30 protein-coding genes and 1 tRNA gene are annotated in these 15,457 nt (G+C 69.2%); 29 read left to right on the top strand and 2 right to left on the bottom strand.

The features are described 5' to 3' along the window. Positions 1-3: 3 nt before the first annotated feature. From AC6CCG_RS03930 to AC6CCG_RS03810, 25 genes are all read left to right on the top strand, one after another. On the top strand, positions 4-441 hold the full coding sequence (locus tag AC6CCG_RS03930; protein ID WP_496653138.1) for a WhiB family transcriptional regulator: 438 nt from the start codon (positions 4-6) through the stop codon (positions 439-441). Continuing rightward, on the top strand, positions 438-740 hold the full coding sequence (locus tag AC6CCG_RS03925; RefSeq protein ID WP_496653137.1) for a hypothetical protein: 303 nt from the start codon (positions 438-440) through the stop codon (positions 738-740). The genes AC6CCG_RS03930 and AC6CCG_RS03925 overlap by 4 nt, the downstream gene beginning before the upstream one ends. After that, complete coding sequence (locus AC6CCG_RS03920; RefSeq protein ID WP_496653136.1) at positions 737-1,024, top strand: hypothetical protein; 288 nt, start codon at positions 737-739, stop codon at positions 1,022-1,024. Before AC6CCG_RS03925 ends, AC6CCG_RS03920 begins: the two co-directional genes overlap by 4 nt. Further along, positions 1,021-1,257, top strand: coding sequence for a hypothetical protein (locus AC6CCG_RS03915; RefSeq protein WP_496653135.1), 237 nt, complete (start codon positions 1,021-1,023; stop codon positions 1,255-1,257). Before AC6CCG_RS03920 ends, AC6CCG_RS03915 begins: the two co-directional genes overlap by 4 nt. Continuing rightward, complete coding sequence (locus tag AC6CCG_RS03910; protein WP_496653134.1) at positions 1,254-1,490, top strand: hypothetical protein; 237 nt, start codon at positions 1,254-1,256, stop codon at positions 1,488-1,490. The genes AC6CCG_RS03915 and AC6CCG_RS03910 overlap by 4 nt, the downstream gene beginning before the upstream one ends. Continuing rightward, positions 1,487-1,609 (top strand): hypothetical protein, encoded by a 123-nt coding sequence (locus tag AC6CCG_RS03905; protein ID WP_496653133.1) that lies wholly within the window; start codon positions 1,487-1,489, stop codon positions 1,607-1,609. Before AC6CCG_RS03910 ends, AC6CCG_RS03905 begins: the two co-directional genes overlap by 4 nt. Continuing rightward, complete coding sequence (locus AC6CCG_RS03900; protein WP_496653132.1) at positions 1,602-1,859, top strand: hypothetical protein; 258 nt, start codon at positions 1,602-1,604, stop codon at positions 1,857-1,859. Before AC6CCG_RS03905 ends, AC6CCG_RS03900 begins: the two co-directional genes overlap by 8 nt. Continuing rightward, on the top strand, positions 1,856-2,233 hold the full coding sequence (locus tag AC6CCG_RS03895; RefSeq protein ID WP_496653131.1) for a hypothetical protein: 378 nt from the start codon (positions 1,856-1,858) through the stop codon (positions 2,231-2,233). Before AC6CCG_RS03900 ends, AC6CCG_RS03895 begins: the two co-directional genes overlap by 4 nt. Next, positions 2,230-2,793, top strand: coding sequence for a hypothetical protein (locus tag AC6CCG_RS03890; protein ID WP_496653130.1), 564 nt, complete (start codon positions 2,230-2,232; stop codon positions 2,791-2,793). Before AC6CCG_RS03895 ends, AC6CCG_RS03890 begins: the two co-directional genes overlap by 4 nt. Continuing rightward, entirely contained in the window at positions 2,790-3,038 is a 249-nt protein-coding gene (locus AC6CCG_RS03885; protein WP_496653129.1) for a hypothetical protein, read from the top strand. Before AC6CCG_RS03890 ends, AC6CCG_RS03885 begins: the two co-directional genes overlap by 4 nt. Next, complete coding sequence (locus AC6CCG_RS03880; RefSeq protein WP_496653128.1) at positions 3,038-3,871, top strand: hypothetical protein; 834 nt, start codon at positions 3,038-3,040, stop codon at positions 3,869-3,871. Before AC6CCG_RS03885 ends, AC6CCG_RS03880 begins: the two co-directional genes overlap by 1 nt. Beyond that, the gene (locus AC6CCG_RS03875; RefSeq protein WP_496653127.1) at positions 3,868-4,275 is read left to right on the top strand and encodes a hypothetical protein; all 408 of its coding nucleotides are present in this window, start codon (positions 3,868-3,870) and stop codon (positions 4,273-4,275) included. The genes AC6CCG_RS03880 and AC6CCG_RS03875 overlap by 4 nt, the downstream gene beginning before the upstream one ends. After that, positions 4,272-4,454 (top strand): hypothetical protein, encoded by a 183-nt coding sequence (locus tag AC6CCG_RS03870; protein WP_496653126.1) that lies wholly within the window; start codon positions 4,272-4,274, stop codon positions 4,452-4,454. The genes AC6CCG_RS03875 and AC6CCG_RS03870 overlap by 4 nt, the downstream gene beginning before the upstream one ends. Then, complete coding sequence (locus tag AC6CCG_RS03865) at positions 4,451-5,086, top strand: hypothetical protein (protein ID WP_496653125.1); 636 nt, start codon at positions 4,451-4,453, stop codon at positions 5,084-5,086. Before AC6CCG_RS03870 ends, AC6CCG_RS03865 begins: the two co-directional genes overlap by 4 nt. Next, positions 5,083-5,475: a hypothetical protein gene (locus AC6CCG_RS03860; protein ID WP_496653124.1), complete on the top strand. Its 393-nt coding sequence runs from the start codon at positions 5,083-5,085 to the stop codon at positions 5,473-5,475. Before AC6CCG_RS03865 ends, AC6CCG_RS03860 begins: the two co-directional genes overlap by 4 nt. Then, the gene (locus tag AC6CCG_RS03855; RefSeq protein ID WP_496653123.1) at positions 5,472-5,798 is read left to right on the top strand and encodes a hypothetical protein; all 327 of its coding nucleotides are present in this window, start codon (positions 5,472-5,474) and stop codon (positions 5,796-5,798) included. Before AC6CCG_RS03860 ends, AC6CCG_RS03855 begins: the two co-directional genes overlap by 4 nt. Continuing rightward, on the top strand, positions 5,791-6,060 hold the full coding sequence (locus AC6CCG_RS03850) for a hypothetical protein (RefSeq protein WP_496653122.1): 270 nt from the start codon (positions 5,791-5,793) through the stop codon (positions 6,058-6,060). Before AC6CCG_RS03855 ends, AC6CCG_RS03850 begins: the two co-directional genes overlap by 8 nt. Next, complete coding sequence (locus AC6CCG_RS03845; protein WP_496653121.1) at positions 6,057-6,401, top strand: hypothetical protein; 345 nt, start codon at positions 6,057-6,059, stop codon at positions 6,399-6,401. The genes AC6CCG_RS03850 and AC6CCG_RS03845 overlap by 4 nt, the downstream gene beginning before the upstream one ends. Next, entirely contained in the window at positions 6,394-6,603 is a 210-nt protein-coding gene (locus AC6CCG_RS03840) for a hypothetical protein (RefSeq protein WP_496653120.1), read from the top strand. Before AC6CCG_RS03845 ends, AC6CCG_RS03840 begins: the two co-directional genes overlap by 8 nt. Beyond that, entirely contained in the window at positions 6,596-6,985 is a 390-nt protein-coding gene (locus tag AC6CCG_RS03835; RefSeq protein ID WP_496653119.1) for a DUF6221 family protein, read from the top strand. The genes AC6CCG_RS03840 and AC6CCG_RS03835 overlap by 8 nt, the downstream gene beginning before the upstream one ends. Next, entirely contained in the window at positions 6,982-7,194 is a 213-nt protein-coding gene (locus AC6CCG_RS03830; protein WP_496653118.1) for a hypothetical protein, read from the top strand. The genes AC6CCG_RS03835 and AC6CCG_RS03830 overlap by 4 nt, the downstream gene beginning before the upstream one ends. Next, positions 7,194-7,997 (top strand): hypothetical protein, encoded by an 804-nt coding sequence (locus AC6CCG_RS03825; protein ID WP_496653117.1) that lies wholly within the window; start codon positions 7,194-7,196, stop codon positions 7,995-7,997. Before AC6CCG_RS03830 ends, AC6CCG_RS03825 begins: the two co-directional genes overlap by 1 nt. Before the next feature lie 232 nt (positions 7,998-8,229). After that, positions 8,230-8,374 (top strand) — tRNA-Ser (locus AC6CCG_RS03820). 110 nt (positions 8,375-8,484) lie between these two features. Continuing rightward, entirely contained in the window at positions 8,485-10,107 is a 1,623-nt protein-coding gene (locus AC6CCG_RS03815) for a TROVE domain-containing protein (protein ID WP_496653116.1), read from the top strand. Continuing rightward, on the top strand, positions 10,107-10,319 hold the full coding sequence (locus AC6CCG_RS03810; protein WP_496653115.1) for a hypothetical protein: 213 nt from the start codon (positions 10,107-10,109) through the stop codon (positions 10,317-10,319). The genes AC6CCG_RS03815 and AC6CCG_RS03810 overlap by 1 nt, the downstream gene beginning before the upstream one ends. On the opposite strand, the gene AC6CCG_RS03805 is transcribed toward AC6CCG_RS03810, so the two are convergent. Together AC6CCG_RS03805 and AC6CCG_RS03800 are read right to left on the bottom strand one after the other, a co-directional pair. Further along, on the bottom strand, positions 10,316-10,918 hold the full coding sequence (locus AC6CCG_RS03805; protein WP_496653114.1) for a hypothetical protein: 603 nt from the start codon (positions 10,916-10,918) through the stop codon (positions 10,316-10,318). The genes AC6CCG_RS03810 and AC6CCG_RS03805 overlap by 4 nt on opposite strands. Further along, positions 10,915-11,124, bottom strand: coding sequence for a ribonuclease PH (locus tag AC6CCG_RS03800; protein ID WP_496653113.1), 210 nt, complete (start codon positions 11,122-11,124; stop codon positions 10,915-10,917). The genes AC6CCG_RS03805 and AC6CCG_RS03800 overlap by 4 nt, the downstream gene beginning before the upstream one ends. A 91-nt stretch (positions 11,125-11,215) precedes the next feature. Here AC6CCG_RS03800 and AC6CCG_RS03795 point away from each other — a divergent pair, with 91 nt between their 5' ends. The 4 genes from AC6CCG_RS03795 (at position 11,216) to terL (ending at position 15,440) form a co-directional block, all read left to right on the top strand. Next, positions 11,216-11,404, top strand: coding sequence for a helix-turn-helix domain-containing protein (locus AC6CCG_RS03795; RefSeq protein ID WP_496653112.1), 189 nt, complete (start codon positions 11,216-11,218; stop codon positions 11,402-11,404). Positions 11,405-11,581: 177 nt separating this feature from the next. Next, positions 11,582-11,881 (top strand): hypothetical protein, encoded by a 300-nt coding sequence (locus AC6CCG_RS03790; protein WP_496653111.1) that lies wholly within the window; start codon positions 11,582-11,584, stop codon positions 11,879-11,881. A 2-nt stretch (positions 11,882-11,883) separates the two neighbouring features. Further along, a complete protein-coding gene (locus AC6CCG_RS03785) occupies positions 11,884-13,920 on the top strand; it encodes a DUF4082 domain-containing protein (RefSeq protein WP_496653110.1) in 2,037 nt (678 codons plus the stop codon). Positions 13,921-13,922: 2 nt separating this feature from the next. Continuing rightward, positions 13,923-15,440, top strand: coding sequence for a phage terminase large subunit (gene terL, locus AC6CCG_RS03780; RefSeq protein WP_496653109.1), 1,518 nt, complete (start codon positions 13,923-13,925; stop codon positions 15,438-15,440). Positions 15,441-15,457 lie beyond the last annotated feature (17 nt).

Below are 15,457 nucleotides of genomic sequence, written 5' to 3'. Positions count from 1 at the left end.
TACTTGAGCGGAGGCGCACACAGCCGCGCCGAGCGGCACGCGCCGAAGCCCGAGCCGGAACGTACGGAGACCTGGCGGGACCGGGCCAACTGCTCCGACGCTGAGGACCCCGAGGTGTTCTTCCCGGACCCGTCCGACCTGGACGCCCACGAGGCGGTGTACAAGGAGTTCTGCAACGGCTGCCCGGTCAGGGCCGAGTGCCTCGCGGACGACCTCGCTACTGACGGCGCACGCTGGGGTATCCGCGGCGGCAAGTCGGCGGCGGAGCGACTCGAGATGCTGGCGCCGAAGCCCGTCCGGGCCCCGGCGACGAAGTGTCGCCACGGGCACCCGTACACGCCGGAGAACACGACCACCAGCAGCCGCGGCCACCGGTTGTGCATCACCTGCATGAAGCGGGGCCAGCGGGACCGCAAGACGCCGAGCGCAGGCGGATCATGATCGACGACCTCCTCGCGGAACGGGCCGACTTCTCGTGGTGGCGCACGCCGATCGAGCCCGACCCGCACGCTGGCGAGAACCTGGAGAAGTTGATCAAGGCCAGGTCCGAGATCCGGGCGAAGCGGCGCGCTGAGGCGTGGATCGAGGACATCGTTTGGATGCTCGACACCGGCGAAACGCTCGCCGGGGTCAGCCGGCGCCTCCGCTCGTCCCCACACGCGATTGAGCGGCGCCTCTTCCGCCTCCGCCGTGGCGACCTCGTCCGCCGGCTCAAGCAGACCGATGAGGCCGCAGCATGAGCTACCTGCCGGTCCTCCGTCTCGCGATCTCCGGCCGTCGCGCCGGGACCAAGATCAGCATCGACCACGTCCGCCGCGAGCTCGAAGCCGCGCAGGTCCCGCCGGCCGCGTACGGGCCGCTGTTCGCCGAGGCCTGCGCGAAAGGCCTGATCACGTTCCACGGCGAGACCACCCGCTCCACCTACCGGCCGGCCAAGCGCCGCCGGATCGCCGTCTACCGGGTCGCGCACCGACGCCGCGGCGAAGCCGTCCAACCCACCCTGCTCGAAGGAATCGCATCATGACCAACGCTGTCCCGAAGGGCCTGTACCGCAACGAACTCGGCGCCGAACTCCACGTCGTCCGGACCGCGGTCAGTCCCGCGCTGACTCCCGGCTTCAGGTACCACTGCCTGGCCGGGGACATCGCGATCGCCGAGTCCCGCGATGACCTGCTCGGCGAGACCACGATCTACCTAGTCACCGAGGCGTCCCTCGCCGAGTGCGGCTACGAGTTGATCAAGGCGGCCGACTCATGAGTGATCGACTGCATGAGATCAGGCGCCGCCGGCACCTGTACGACAGGGAGCCGCGGGACGCGTTCTACGACGTCAACTGGCTGGTGGCCGAGGTCGAGCGATTGCAGGCCGGACAGGATGAGGCGATCCGGCTGATCGACGAGTTCGACGGGGCTGAGGCGCCGTTCGCTGATCATCACAAGTGGGCCGCGGTGCGTGCCGCGCTGACCGGGAGTGGCGGTGATCAGTCATGATCAAGATCTACATCGACCTGAACGACTGGTGGATCGGCTACTACCACCACTACGTCTGCCCGCTGCCAACTGTCGTCATCCGCTGGCGGCGTCGGAACGGCGGTGATCACCGTGGCTGACCGACCCGACTGGACGATCCCGCCAAAGCCGGCAAGGGTTGCCGCCGAACTGTCCGGCCCGAGCGTGCACGACGGTGTCCAGCTGGACCTGCCGCCCGGCACGATCGCTGTCGCGCTTGTCGCCGACCGCGGCAACGGCACCTACGAGGCGACGCTATCGGTGGTACGCGACCCGGCGGTCTCCCGCGCCGCGGTCCTGGACGCCGTGCTGGCGCTCGCGCTCGCCGCGCCCGATGAGGAGCAGCCGTGACCCGGCCGACGTACGTCTACCGGGTGATCGTCGACCGCTGGCCCGACTGGTGCCCCAACGGCTGGGACCGGCTGTACTCCGACTCGTCCCAGTTCGGCCACGTCGAGTCGCCGCCCCGGGATCTACGTGACCTCGCCGACCGCGGCCTGCTGCCGCACGACATGAGCGTGCAACAGATGGACGAGAACGACCCCGACCTGATGAACCTGGACGACGACACCGACTACGGGTATTTCCTCATCGCCTGCCCGCGGCGCGACCGCGTCCACTGGCTGTCCGCGGCCGCCGCGCACCGCTGGGTCCGGCACGCGATCGCGCTCGGCGCCGAGGCCCACCTCGAACGCGGCACCGTCAGCGAGTGGGTGCGGCCATGAGGATCGACAGGAACCTCCCCCGCGCTCCGCTGGGGTCCGAGTGGGCGCACGTCGACGTGCTCACGGTCGGCGACACGCTCGCGATCGATCACCAGGTGTGGACCCTGATCGAGGTCACCCAGCGACCCGCCGATCTCCTCGCCAACGACTACACGCACGTCCTGGTCGTCGAGCCGGCCGGCGGCGGCGATCGGACGCACTACGCCGTCGGGAAGTGGACCGTGCTCTACCGGTACCCCGACCCCGTCCACTACCCGGTGTGCCGGACCTGCGGCGGTCCGATCCCGTGCCGCGAACAGGTCATCGACCACCAGGTCCAGGCCGCCGCCGAACGGTCTCGCCGGTACGAGATCCCCGGCGTCTGCCCGGCCTGCGAGGAACCCGTCGGGACACGGCAGCTACGGCAGACGTGGCCGGACAACCTGGTCGTGCCGAACGGCCAGCCGGTCACGTTCCACCTCCGCAAGAAGTGCATCGCCGAGGCGGTCACGTACGACCAGCGCTGGGTCAAGGCCGGCCGGCCGTCCTACCTCGGCCACGCCGCCCGGGGGACGCCATGACGCACGGTCTGTACCCGCTGCGCCGGGCGATGCTGCGCCGGGCCTGCCACGCCGACATCGACTCGGCCGAGCGGGCCCGGCTCATCGCGCTCGCCGTACCGCACCTCGACCCCGAGCACGTCCTGCAGGTGCTGCTGCAGGCCAAGCACGAGCACGAGGCAGCGCACGGCACCGAAGCCGAGGAGTTGTTCGCCCAGCTGGTCGACGAAGACCGCAACACCACCGACGGAGAGGACACCGCCTGATGCGTATCCGCAGCACCAAGCCCGAGTTCTGGCGGTCGCGCCGGATCGCTTCCGTGTCCTGGGAGTCCCGGTTCGTGTTGAAGGGCCTGGAGTCGTACGTCGACGACAACGGGGTCGGGAAGGACGACCTCGAGCTGATCGTCGGCGACCTGTTCTCCAGGGACCTCGCTCGGGAGCCCTCCAGCACCCTCAAGAGGGTTCAAGTAGCTGTAGACGAGCTCGCAGCAGCCGGATTGGTCCACAGATACGAGGTCGCCGGCACGAACCTGCTCTACATCTCGTGGTGGGAGTCGGTGCAGTACATCAACCGGCCGACGAAGGGGCGTCATCCCAGGCCAGACGGCACTTTGAACTACGGAGACTCCTCAATCGCAGGCCCAACACCTGAGCCCTCCGGAGCGCTCAAGAGTCCTCAAGAGCCCTCAATCCCTAATCAGGGGAACAGGGGAACAGAGGAACAGAGGATTCCGCCTACGGCGGGCGAAACGCCCGCCGCCGAGCTCGGCCCCAACGCGACCCCGACCCAGCGCCTCGTCGCCGAATGGATCGACCACTGCCACACCCGGCCACCCGGCCAGGTCATCGGGCAGATCTCCAAGCTCGTCAAGCAACTCCTCGACGTCGACCACATCCCGTACCTGCAGGTCCGGACCGGCCTCATCCGCTGGCAAGCGAAAGGCCTCAACCCGTCGACCCTCCCCTCCGTCGTCAACGAAGTCATCAACTCCCGCCCGGCCACCGCCACGGACCGAAGACAGGCCGCCGTCGACCGCACCTTCGACCAGGCCATGGCCTGGGCCGCCGACCAAGAACAGAAAGCGATCGGGACATGACCCCCACCGAAGCCGTCACCCTCTGCCGCTACGTCCGCGCCTGCTGCCCCCAACAAGCCATCGACGAGTTCACCCCGCAGGCTTGGGCCAGGCTCCTCGCCGACCTCCGCTACGTCGACGCCGAAGAAGCCGCCACCAACCTCGGCCGCACCCAGTCGTTCGTGTCCCCCGCCGAGATCCGCAAGGAGGTCCACCGCATCCGCGAACGCCGCCTCGCCGAACACCCCGAGCCGCCTCCACCGCCGGACCTCACCCCGGCCGAGACCGTCACCTGGCTCCGCGACACCCGCCGCCGCATCGCCGACGGCGAAACCATCCCCAGCCAACCCCTCGCCGAACTCCCCGCCCACGACATCCGCGCCCTCGGCACCATCGGCACCCACCTCGGAGGCGACGCAGCATGATCAACCTCGACGCCCTCATCCGCGAAGCCGACCTCAGCCGCGAGCGGATCACCGCTCTCAACGGACTGGACGTCGGAGCCAACCTCGGCCCGATGATCAACCGACTCGGATCAGAACTCAACGCCCAAGCCCAACTGATCAAGGCACTCGCCCAAGCCATCAAGGAAGGCAGGCCATGACCACTACCGACCCGGCCGCAGGTCGTGACAACGGCCTCTGCAACGGCCTCAAGCGGCAACCCGAGTACGAGGGCGAACTGTGCAAACGCCCGGCCGGTTGGGGCACCACACACCCCGGCATCGGCCGCTGCAAGCTGCACGGCGGGTCGACCCGGAACCACTCCCGGTTCGCGGAGGTCGAGATCGCCCGCCGGCAGGTCGACCTGTGGGGCGGCCGGCGGGATGTGCACCCGGCGCAGGCGTTGCTGGAGCTCGTCCAGTGGAAGGCGTCCGAGGTCGCCTATTGGCGGTTCCGGGTCGCTGAGCTCCCTGAGGAGGACCTGACGTGGGGGGTGTCGAAGATCAAGACTGGCGGCGACGACTTCGGCACGACCGAGGAGGCGAAGCCGCACATCGCGCTGGCCATGCTGCGGCAGGCCGAGCGGGACCTGGCCGACTACGCCGCGGCGTCGCTGAAGGCCGGTGTGGACGCGGCGATGGTCGAGGTGGCGCGGGCGCAGGCCGAGCAGCTGGCCGGGGTGCTGCGGACGTTGGTGGCGGATCCGCGGGTCACGATCGACGGGTCGGCGGATGCGGTGATCGTGGACGCGTTGCGGTCGTTGGAGACGTCCGGGAAGGCGGCCGCATCATGACCGGCGGGGTGTGGCTGGCGATGGTGGCCGGCATGGTCGCCGGTGGGCTGATCGCGGTCGTGTTCGTCCCCGTGATCAACAGTTGGACCGCCCGGCAGCGGGCCGGGCTGGAGGAGGAAATCGACCTCGCCGGCGGCGTGCCCGGCCCGCCGGACACGTTCATCGTTCTCGACGTGTGCCGCGTCTACTGGGGCTCGCACGGCTGCATCCTGCCCCGCCACCACGACGGCGACTGCATCTGCGCCTGCGCGATGGAGCCCGACGACGACCCGGACGTGATCAACGCCGGCGCCCCGCCGTACTTCGGCGAAGGCGAGACCTGGTTCTACGGCGAGGACGCCGAGGCCCGCGGACTACCCATGATCAACAACGAAGGAGACCAACCATGACCAACGACCTCGCGGGCAAGATCATCACCGCCCACGCTCCCGAAGATCGGAACTTCGGCAGCATGACCCCCGGCGTCGAGGCAGCGTGGCGGGCCTGGCTCGACCGGTACGGGATCGACCCCGTTCGCATTCTGCTCCCGGCCACCATCACCGCCGACTACGAGGCGAAGACGATCACCATCGACCGGTACGTCCTTGGGCCGGACCCGTTCGGCGCGGACCGTCGGGTCGCCACCCACACGATCCAGCTCGATGCGCCGCCGGCACCGTTCCCGGCCGACGGCCTCAAGCTCGCCGTTCAGGACGGAGGCACCGATGCCTGACGTTCCCATCCCCGCCCGCAATGTCACGTTCCACCTCGACCGCGACTGCTGCCAATGCCGCACACCCGACCTCCCGTTGTCGATCACCCTCTCCGGGGAGACCGAACCGCGGACGTTCGTCGGTCACGTCCCCGAGGTGCTCGACACCCGGGTCCAGTGCGGGTTCTGCGGATCTTGGGTCGACCCGCGGATCGTCGGCGACGAACGCCACTGGTTCTGCCCGAACTGCAACCGCCGCATGCCGAAGGCGGACCAGCGATGATCATGCTGCTGCTCCGGCGGCTCCTCGACCGGCTCCGGCCGGGCCGTTCCCGGATCCGGTACAACCGCGGCGGCATCGTCGGCCCAGGCGGTGCGCACTCGCTGCCCGTCCTGCCGGACCCGCACCTGATCCGGTCCCCGCGCCAGATCACGATGATGATCAAGCCCGGCAGCCCCGAGTTCGGCATCTGGTGCCCGTCCTGTCTGCTCCCGGCCGCGATCCGTGTGCCGTACAAGATCATCGACATCGCCCGCCCGGCCGGCGCACGACTGGTCAAGGCCGGCGCGTTCGAACACTGCCCCGACTGCCAGATCATCCGAAAGGCGACCGACGATGCCTGACCTGATCATCGACCCGATCGACGACAGCCACGCGATCGACAGCGACGGCCAGCTGCTCGACGCGGTCCGGTTCCTGCCCGCCGGCTCACCCATGCCACCGTCCCCGGCCGAGTTCCGCCAGGCGCCAGTGCTCGGCTACGCCAGCCCGGACTCGTTCACATGGGCGACCTGCACGTTCGACCCGGAGGCCGACGATGAGTGACCTGATCGCGTTCCTCCGCGCCCGCCTCGACGAGGACCACGAGACCGCATACGGCGCCGCCGAATCACCATGGCGGGTCGGGCAGTGGTCGAACGTCCAGCCCGTCGGCGTGGTCCCCGGCGGCTACCGGGCCGAGGTACTTGATCGTCTCGGTTTCCCGATCGCACAGACGTACCACGGCGGCACGACCGGCCACATCGACCGGTTCGACCCGACTCGCATCCTCGCCGAGGTACAGGCCAAGCGCGCCATCCTCGAGCTCTGCGTGGAAATCCTTGAGGACGGCGCATGGTGGGAGCACCGGCGCGCCGAGGAGATCATCAAGGCTGCTGCGAAGCCGTACGCCGATCACCCCGACTACCGCGAAGAGTGGCGCCCGTGATCACCGAGCTCGACGCCGTCTGCCCGTACTGCGGCGCCACCAACGAACTGCACAACGACCCCACCGGGGACGCCACCCCACAGCCCGGCGACGTCACCGTCTGCTGGTACTGCGCGAACGCGTGCGTGTTCACCAACGATCTGAAGCTCCGGCCGCCGACCGTGACGGAGATGAACGAGATCCTGGCCAAGATCAACTGGGAGGGCTGATGACCGATACCTGCACCGCCTGCAACGCCTACCCCGCCCGGCAGGGCAAACTCGTCTGCAACGGCTGCATCGAACGGACCCGCGGCATCCTCGCCGACCAGGAGGAGAACCGGCAGGAGTTGTTGATCAAGCTCGCCCGCGACACGAAGATGGCCGCGCCGAACGACGGCGGCCGCGGCTCGGACCCTGGGCTGGCGTGGTCGCTGGTCGGGTTCAAGTACCTCGACGACATCACCGAAGCGGACACGGCCCGGAGACCGTACGACGTGCGCGCCGGCGACATGCTGCGCGAGCAGCGGGCGCTGCTCGAGTTCTGGACGAAGCTGCTGCGCGACGAACTGTCCGCCGACCTGGTCCCGATGATCAACGGTCCGGTCTGCCAGGAAGGCGCCGGCCGTCGGGACTGCCCGCACCTGTCGTGCCGACGGATCGTGCACTCCCGGGACGTGTACACCGTGGCCGGGATGGCCGTCCTGATCGAACTGTGGCTGGACCGGCTGGCCGGGCACACGGCGGCGCCGGACGTGGTGGTGTCGCTGCGGATGCTGCAGTACCGGATCATGGCGGCGATCGACTACCCGGAGAACCGGACCCGGATCACCGTCGGCCCGTGCATCGTCGAGCTCGAACCGGCGCGGCCGCCGAGGCCTGCCGTGATCTGCCCCGGTGAGGTCGAAGCCATCTTCCCCAGGGACGAGGCGAAGCAGCCGGTGCTGCGATGCCGATCGTGCCGGGTCGAGTGGCCGTCGTGGACGTGGAACCGGACCGGGCAGTTGATCATGAACCGGCGGCGGGTCGCTTAACAGGTTTCTAGCTTCTCCCGTACTGCATTACAGTGGATTGCAGACAACAAGTGAATAGCTTGATCGGTTGGGAGAGGACCGAAGACAGTCGGTTAACTTCTTCAGGTGAAATGATCCCGGTTGTCACCCCTTGTCCTCTCCCCTCCTTTCAGACCGCACAGACCGAAGATCATCCGTTATCGCCTCTTAAGCGACAGGTCGCGGGTTCGAATCCCGCCATCCCGGGAAACCGGGATGTAGCTCAGTGGCTAGAGCAGTTACACGGGTGGCCACCAACTTGTCTGTGCGGCCTGATGGGTGAACTCCCAGACCGAAGATCATTCGTTACCTCTCGAAAAGGAGAGACCCGGGTTCGAATCCCGGCCCTTGGGCAACCAGGGGTAGCTCAGTGGCCTAGAGCGCTTAACCCGAGTGATCACCCCTTGTCTGGGAGCCGCCCGTTCACTTGTCCACCGATCCGGTGGACCGAACACACCAGGGGGAATCCATGGGCGATCCGCTCACCATGATCAACACCCGCTCGACCCCGCAGATCGAGCGCGCCGACCGCCGCCAGGAGAAGAACCACGCCGGCGGTTACACGTTCACCGTCACGCCCGAGGATCGGCTGCGCCGGTTCCTGATCTTGGGCACGACCGGCGGCACCTACTACCAGGGCGAGAAGGAACTCACTCGCGAGAACGCGTCGGTGCTGATCGAGTTCGCCGCGAACGACCCGGTCCGGCTCGTCGAGATCCTGACCGAGATCTCGCTCGCCGGCCGGGCGCCGAAGCAGAACCCGACGATCTTCGCGCTCGCCGCCGCCGCGGCGTCGCCCGACCTGGCCGGCCGCAAGGCCGCGTTCGACGCTCTCCCGGCCGTGCTCCGCACCGGCACCCACCTGGCGCTGTTCGTGAAGTACGTGAAGCAGTTCCGCGGCTGGGGCACCGGGCTGATGAAGGCCGGCCGCCGCTGGTACGACCAGAAGTCGGTCGACCAGCTGGCCTACCAGGTCGTGAAGTACCGGCAGCGCGAGGGCTACACCCAGCGCGACCTGCTCCGGCTGATCCACCCGCGCACCCTCGACGAGGCACGGAACGCGCTGTACGGCTGGGTCACGCAGGGCACCGTGTCCGACGGCCTGCCCGACATCGTGCATGGCTACCTTGCCGCGCAGGCGGCCGGGGACGTCGCGACGTGGGTCGAGTTGATCAACACCTACCGGCTGTCGTGGGAGATGCTGCCCGACGCGGCGCTGACCGACCCGGCCGTGTGGATGGCGCTCGTCGACCAGGGCATGCCGATCGGCGCGCTGGTCCGGCAGCTGCCGCGGTTGACCCGGCTCGAGGTGATCGGGAACCCGCTCCGGCGCGGTGACCGGACCGAGCAGGTCGCCACCATGCTCGAGGACCGGGACCGGCTGAAGACGGCGCGGATCCACCCGTTCAACGTGCTGGTCGCGCAGCGCACCTACGCGGCCGGCCGGTCGTTCCGTGGCACGTCGACATGGACACCGGCGCGGCCGATCGTGGACGCGCTCGACCGGGCGTTCTACGCCAGCTACGGCAACGTCGGCCCGGCCGGGAAGCGGACCCTGATCGGGCTCGATGTATCCGGGTCCATGGGCGCCCAGATCGCCGACAGCCCGCTGTCGGCTCGGGACGCGTCCGCGGCGATGTCGCTGATCACCGCGGCGACCGAGCCGGCCACTGCCACGTACGGGTTCACCTCGGCGTCCGGGACCAGCTGGCTCGGCGGCGAGACCGCGATGAAGGCGCTCCCGATCAGCCCGCGGCGGCGGCTCGACGACGTGATCCGGACCGTGTCCAACCTGCCGTTCGGCGGGACGGACTGCGCGCTGCCGATGATCAAGGCGCTCGAGCTCGGCCTGCAGGTCGACACGTTCCTCGTGATCACCGACAACGAGACCTGGCACGGGAATATCCACCCGCACCAGGCGCTGCGCCGGTACCGGGAGAAGACCGGCATCCCGGCCCGGCTCGTCGTCTGGGGCATGACCGCGACGAACGTCACGATCGCGGACCCCACCGATCCGGGGATGCTCGACCTCGTCGGGGTCGACTCGGCCGCGCCCCAGCTGCTCGCCGACTTCTCGGCAGGCCGGGTCTGATGGACGCCCGCGCAGCGGCGGCCAGGGAAGCACACGAGGCCTCCCTGGCCGCGGCCGCCGACGGCGCCCGGCACCGGGCCCGGCGGGATCAGCTGATCCGGCAGCTGCGGCGCGATGATCCGTCGTGGACGTACGAGAAGCTGGCCCGCGTGATCGGCTGCAGCCCAGAACTGATCGCGGTGATCATCCGAGCCAGCCGGCCGGGCCGTTAGCGGCTGGTCTTCTTGGAGGCGCGGGCAGCGACGGCCCGCTTAGCCGCGGTCTTTGCCGCGGTCTTCGCGGCGGCGGCGGTCTTCGCGGCGGACTTCCTCGCGGCGGCGCGCTTGGCGCCCTCCTTCGCTACCTGGTGGACGACGGAGCCCTTCACAGGCACGTTACGAGCAGACACCCGGCGCCGTGCGGCCTTGCGGGCCGGTTGGCGGAACACTCCGGCGTCGGCCTCGGATACCAGCTGCTGAGCCCGCTGGAAGCTGACGTCCATGACAGTTCCGATGTCCCGCAGGGATAGACCCTCTCGGGCCAGTGCTGCCGCGGCCGACCTCGCCTCCTCGGCTGCCCGGGTCTTGGCGCGGTCGGACTCCTCGCGTAGGCGCCGGGCGGCTTCCATGTGTGCCCGGGTGTCAGCTGAGATCTGTGGGATGACCTCGATCTCGATGGAGTCTTCGGGTACGTCAGCGACCCAGGCGATCGCGTCCTTGATCTGGTCGGCCTGGTCGAGCCGGGTGACCTCCGAAATCGCGCCCGGCACCTCGACGCACTGCAGGACCCATACGCGCTTACCGCGTTCCGCAGTTACGGTGTACTTGGTCATTTCCACCATCCCTCCCCGAGGACTTCTTCGTACTGCTTGAAGAACTTCTTGGCCGTGATCTCGTCGACCTCGGTCGTGCGGCTGATCGTCGACTTCTTGCCGCCGACCTTGACCTTCGTGTGCGGCCCACCCTCGATCTCTTCGTAGTCGAGACCTTCGCGTTCAGCCGCCTCCCGAAGAGTCTTGAGAACTTCTCGTCGCTTCATGATCTTATTCTAGGGCACCCTAGACACTCAAGTCAAGTGCACACTTGACACTCCGCAACTAGATCGTTGAGCAGCGTGCGATCATGGAACCGTGATCGACATTCAAGCGGCAGCAGCAAGCCTCGGCGTCCGCGTCGAGACCGTCCGTCGGTGGGTCAAGCTCGGCCACCTGACACCGGCTGCAGTCCGACCCCTCCGCTTCCGAATGGCCGAGGTCGAACGCGCCAGGATCGCCGCCCGCGTACCGAGGAACGCCACCCTCCGCACCCTCTGCGCGTGACGGGTTTGTACGACTTGACAAATGTCCACTACCTTCGTGGTTAGCTGCGAATCCTTGTCGACAGGAGCAGCCCCCAACCCCGCCCGTCGTTGATCGGCCGGCCCGACCCCCGCTCTGAGCCCCAGGCTCACCAGGCGGGGGTTTCTTCATCCCCACACCAGGAAGGACGGTGACCCCGTGTTCCGCGCAGCGATCAAGGACGTCGCCGGCCTCACCGAAGCACTCCAGGCCGCCGGCGGCGGCGCCGGTCTCGTCAGCTACGACCAGGTCGAGGCCCTGCCCGACTACCCCGCCACTTTCCCGGCCGCCGGGCACCAGCACCCGATCAGCCAGGTGCAGCTGCTGCAGGCCACCATCGACGACCTGCAGGCCCAACTCGACGCCCGGCCCCTGCCAGTGATCGTCGAGAACTTCGCCGACGTCGGCGACACCGTGCCAGTCCCGCCCGCCGGGACCTGGATCGTCGAGCTGCCGTAGCCATGCGGCTCTTCGCCGGGGCCACACCGCCCACCGCGTCCGCCGACGACACCTCCGAACTGACCGTCGGAGTCGAGATCATCGTCGACGCGCCGTGCCGGCTCGAGTCGATCATGTTCTGGCAGCCGTCGACCGGCACCATCTCGGCAGCCGACCGGCAGGTCGCGCTGTACCGGGTCGACGGCCCGTCGTCGTTCGCGTTGCTCTACACCGGCACGCTGCCGGTCGCCGGGTCCGGCTGGCAGGCGCACACGCCGACCGAAACGATCATGCTCAGCCCGCTGTCGCGGTACCGGGCCGCCGTCTACCACCCTGGCGGCTGCTACGCGGCGACCGGCGCCTACTTCACCACCGGGCCCGGCGCCGCCGGGACCACCGACCAGCACCTGACCGCCCCGTCGACCGCCGACGCGACCGACAACGCGCAGGGCTCGTTCCGGACCGGACCGCTCGGCTACCCCGGGTCCACGTTCAACGGCGCGAACTACTGGGTCGACGTCGCGGTGTCGGCGCTCGCCGGCGGCATCAAGATCGGCGCGACCGCCACCAACGCCACCAGCGAACTGCAGGTGCCGTTCCCGGTCGGAGTCGCCGCGGGTGACCTGTGCCTGGCGATCCTGCACTCACAGTCGACCGGCATGACAGCCGACGCCGTCGCGGCCGGCTGGCAGCGGCTCGGCCCGGCGTTCGTCCCGACCGACGTCGGGATCCGGTTCACCGCCGTGTTCGGCCGCGTGTTCCAGCCGGGCGATCCGGCGCCGACGTTCGCGTTCACCGGGTCGACCGGCCGGAACGTCGGGTTCATGATCGCCGCTCCGGACCTGGAGTTGCCGATCACCGCGAACTCGCCGTACACCGACCGGGAGACCAACGACACCAGCCTCGCCGTGCCCGGCTTCGCACAGTCCGGGTTCGTCCTGCAGGTGTGGGCGGCGAACTTCGGCGGCGGCGCCCAGTCCGGATTCACCAGCATCCCCGGCGACGAGCTCGCGATGCTGCGCGTGGCCCGGAACCCTGCCGACGACCCGGAGAACACCGCGGTCAGCCGGTCGGTGCTGGTCGCGTGGGCCGGGCAGGGCCCGATCGCCGCGCACACGCTCGCCTCGTTCAACGGGTCGGCGCACGCGGTCGTGTTCCAACTCGCCATCCCGACGAAGGCCAGCGGCGAGCCGGGCGTGCCGATCCTGTGGTCGCTCGGCGGCGGGCTCACCACCCCCGGCAGGCTCGCGATCTCCGACGGGATCACCGCCCGCACCCCGGCCCGGCTGCGCCGGTTCGGTCCCGGCTTCCCGTCGGTGACGGCGATGCTCGCCACCGAAGGGTTCACGGTCGCGCACCGCGGCGGTTCCCGGGCCTGGCCCGAGATGTCCAGCTACGCGTACGCGCAGGCCGTGCTGGCCGGCTACCGGGCCGTCGAGGTCAGCCTGGCCCGCACCGCTGATGGGGTCTGGTTCGGGCTGCACGATCAGACGCTGCTGCGGACGTCGGGCGTGGACATCGACCCGGCCACCCTGGACTGGGTCGACGTGCAGGCGCTGCTGATCGACGGCGCGATCTGCGAGGACAACCCGACCACCCCGGACCGGCCGTACGCCCGGTTCGAGGACCTCCTCGGCCAGCTGACCGACTGCGTCGTGTTCTTCGATCCGAAGTACGCCATGGGCCACGCCGACGAACTGTTCGACCTGATCGACGGCCAGCCGAACGATCCGCACGACCGGTTCGTCGCGAAGTTCTTCGGCGTGCAGGGCGGCCAGCCGGAGGACTCGACCAGCTGGGCGGCCCGGGCGGCGGCCCGCGGGTACGAGTCGTGGGGCTACTTCTACGAGGCGTCGGACTTCACCTACGCCGACCGGTGGTCGATCGTCGGCATGGACCACGCCGCGCCGCAGGCCGCGTGGGATGCGCTGGCCGCGGCCGCGCCGGGGAAGCCGATCATCGGGCACATCTGCGTCACCCCGGCGAACGTCGCGACCGCGATCAGCAAGGGCGCGGACGGCGTGATGGTGTCAGGGGTGCTGAACGTTGAGCCGGTCTGATCATGACCGCGATCGTCGATCCGGTGTGGCGCATGGTCGCTGAGCACTTCACCCAGGGCCGACGCTGGCCCACCCCGGGCCACCTGGCCCGTGAGTTGGACGATCGGACGAGGCAGACTCCGGCGCTCGACCTGATCGACGCCGAACTCGTCCGACTCCTCGACACGCCAGACGGCCGGCTGATCATCTCGATGCCGCCGCAGGAGGGCAAGTCCACCCGGGTCGCGAAGGACTTCCCGACCTGGGTGCTGACCGAGAACCCGGACTGCCGGATCGTCACCGCGTCCTACGCGCAGGGCCTGGCGAACCGGAACGGCCGCACGATCCGGAACAACATCACCAGCCATCCGCAGCTGGGGCTGGCGATCGCGCCGGACAACGGCGCCGTGCACGAGTGGCAGATCGCCGGGCACGACGGCGGCGTGCTGTCGGTCGGTGTTGGTGCCGGTCTGACCGGCCGCCCGGCGGACCTGCTGATCATCGACGATCCGATCAAGGACCGCAAGGAAGCCGACTCGGAGACGTTCCGCGAGAACGTGTGGAACTGGTGGACCGACGTCGCCGCGACCCGGCTGGCGCCCGGCGCCCCCGTGGTCGTGATCTTGACCCGCTGGCACGAAGATGATCTTGCCGGGCGGCTGCTGGCCGCTGAGGATGGGCACCTGTGGCGGGTGATCAACATCCCGGCGCAGGCCGACCACCGTCCCGAGAAGGGCGAGACCGACCCGCTCGGCCGGCAGCCGGGCGAGTACATGATCTCGGCCCGCGGCCGCACCGAGCGGCAGTGGGACGCGATCAAGCTCCGGTCCGGCGCCCGCACCTGGGCCAGCCTCTACCAGGGCCGCCCGTCCCCGGCCGGCGGTGACCTGCTGAAGCGCGACTGGTGGGACGGCGACGAAGGTGAACGCCGTTACCACCAGCCGATGTGGATCGAACGCGAGGACGGCGCCCGGATCGCGCTCGACACCGACGCCGAACTGATCGCCTCGTGGGACCTCGCGTTCAAGGACACCGCGAGCTCGGACTACGTGTGCGGGCAGGTGTGGCTGAAGCGGGGCGTGCACGCCTACCTGGTCGACCAGGTCCACGGCCGGTTCGACTTCGTCGAGACGTGCCGCCAGTTCCGTGCCCTGTCGGCGAAGTGGCCGCAGGCGGTGCTGAAGCTGGTCGAGGACAAGGCGAACGGGCCGGCGGTGATCTCGGCGCTGTCGCGGGTCGTGCCGGGCATCGTGCCGGAGGAACCGAACGGGTCGAAACAGGCCCGGGCGGCGGCGATCTCCCCGTTCGTCGAGGCCGGGAACGTGCACCTGCCAACGCCGGAGCTCGCGCCGTGGGTGGGTGACCTGATCGAGGAGTGCGCCGCGTTCCCGAACGGCACCCACGACGACCGGGTCGACGCGCTGACGCAGGCGATCAACCGGCTGCTGCTGCAGCCGCTGCTGGCCGGTGACGATGCGGTGCACCAGCCCGACGAGTACGACCGGATGGACTACATCGGCTGGGAAGCCAGCCCCTACTGATGATCAACGAGAGGCGG

This window comes from Microlunatus sp. YIM B11417, from assembly GCF_059617205.1.
Note: the sequence above shows the minus strand (reverse complement) of the source record. Positions and strands in the feature narration are given on the sequence as shown.

Bases quoted from the DNA above. Each gene is read 5' to 3' on its own strand.
- AC6CCG_RS03920 (WP_496653136.1), top strand. From the start codon at position 737: ATGAGCTACCTGCCGGTCCTCCGTCTCGCGATCTCCGGCCGTCGCGCC.
- AC6CCG_RS03835 (WP_496653119.1), top strand. From the start codon at position 6,596: ATGAGTGACCTGATCGCGTTCCTCCGCGCCCGCCTCGACGAGGACCAC.
- AC6CCG_RS03805 (WP_496653114.1), bottom strand. From the start codon at position 10,918: ATGACCAAGTACACCGTAACTGCGGAACGCGGTAAGCGCGTATGGGTC.
- AC6CCG_RS03845 (WP_496653121.1), top strand. From the start codon at position 6,057: ATGATCATGCTGCTGCTCCGGCGGCTCCTCGACCGGCTCCGGCCGGGC.
- AC6CCG_RS03880 (WP_496653128.1), top strand. From the start codon at position 3,038: ATGCGTATCCGCAGCACCAAGCCCGAGTTCTGGCGGTCGCGCCGGATC.
- AC6CCG_RS03875 (WP_496653127.1), top strand. From the start codon at position 3,868: ATGACCCCCACCGAAGCCGTCACCCTCTGCCGCTACGTCCGCGCCTGC.
- AC6CCG_RS03890 (WP_496653130.1), top strand. From the start codon at position 2,230: ATGAGGATCGACAGGAACCTCCCCCGCGCTCCGCTGGGGTCCGAGTGG.
- AC6CCG_RS03855 (WP_496653123.1), top strand. From the start codon at position 5,472: ATGACCAACGACCTCGCGGGCAAGATCATCACCGCCCACGCTCCCGAA.
- AC6CCG_RS03825 (WP_496653117.1), top strand. From the start codon at position 7,194: ATGACCGATACCTGCACCGCCTGCAACGCCTACCCCGCCCGGCAGGGC.
- AC6CCG_RS03840 (WP_496653120.1), top strand. From the start codon at position 6,394: ATGCCTGACCTGATCATCGACCCGATCGACGACAGCCACGCGATCGAC.
- AC6CCG_RS03800 (WP_496653113.1), bottom strand. From the start codon at position 11,124: ATGAAGCGACGAGAAGTTCTCAAGACTCTTCGGGAGGCGGCTGAACGC.
- AC6CCG_RS03815 (WP_496653116.1), top strand. From the start codon at position 8,485: ATGGGCGATCCGCTCACCATGATCAACACCCGCTCGACCCCGCAGATC.
- AC6CCG_RS03785 (WP_496653110.1), top strand. From the start codon at position 11,884: ATGCGGCTCTTCGCCGGGGCCACACCGCCCACCGCGTCCGCCGACGAC.
- AC6CCG_RS03885 (WP_496653129.1), top strand. From the start codon at position 2,790: ATGACGCACGGTCTGTACCCGCTGCGCCGGGCGATGCTGCGCCGGGCC.
- terL (WP_496653109.1), top strand. From the start codon at position 13,923: ATGACCGCGATCGTCGATCCGGTGTGGCGCATGGTCGCTGAGCACTTC.
- AC6CCG_RS03925 (WP_496653137.1), top strand. From the start codon at position 438: ATGATCGACGACCTCCTCGCGGAACGGGCCGACTTCTCGTGGTGGCGC.
- AC6CCG_RS03910 (WP_496653134.1), top strand. From the start codon at position 1,254: ATGAGTGATCGACTGCATGAGATCAGGCGCCGCCGGCACCTGTACGAC.
- AC6CCG_RS03870 (WP_496653126.1), top strand. From the start codon at position 4,272: ATGATCAACCTCGACGCCCTCATCCGCGAAGCCGACCTCAGCCGCGAG.
- AC6CCG_RS03865 (WP_496653125.1), top strand. From the start codon at position 4,451: ATGACCACTACCGACCCGGCCGCAGGTCGTGACAACGGCCTCTGCAAC.
- AC6CCG_RS03915 (WP_496653135.1), top strand. From the start codon at position 1,021: ATGACCAACGCTGTCCCGAAGGGCCTGTACCGCAACGAACTCGGCGCC.
- AC6CCG_RS03860 (WP_496653124.1), top strand. From the start codon at position 5,083: ATGACCGGCGGGGTGTGGCTGGCGATGGTGGCCGGCATGGTCGCCGGT.
- AC6CCG_RS03905 (WP_496653133.1), top strand. From the start codon at position 1,487: ATGATCAAGATCTACATCGACCTGAACGACTGGTGGATCGGCTACTAC.
- AC6CCG_RS03850 (WP_496653122.1), top strand. From the start codon at position 5,791: ATGCCTGACGTTCCCATCCCCGCCCGCAATGTCACGTTCCACCTCGAC.
- AC6CCG_RS03810 (WP_496653115.1), top strand. From the start codon at position 10,107: ATGGACGCCCGCGCAGCGGCGGCCAGGGAAGCACACGAGGCCTCCCTG.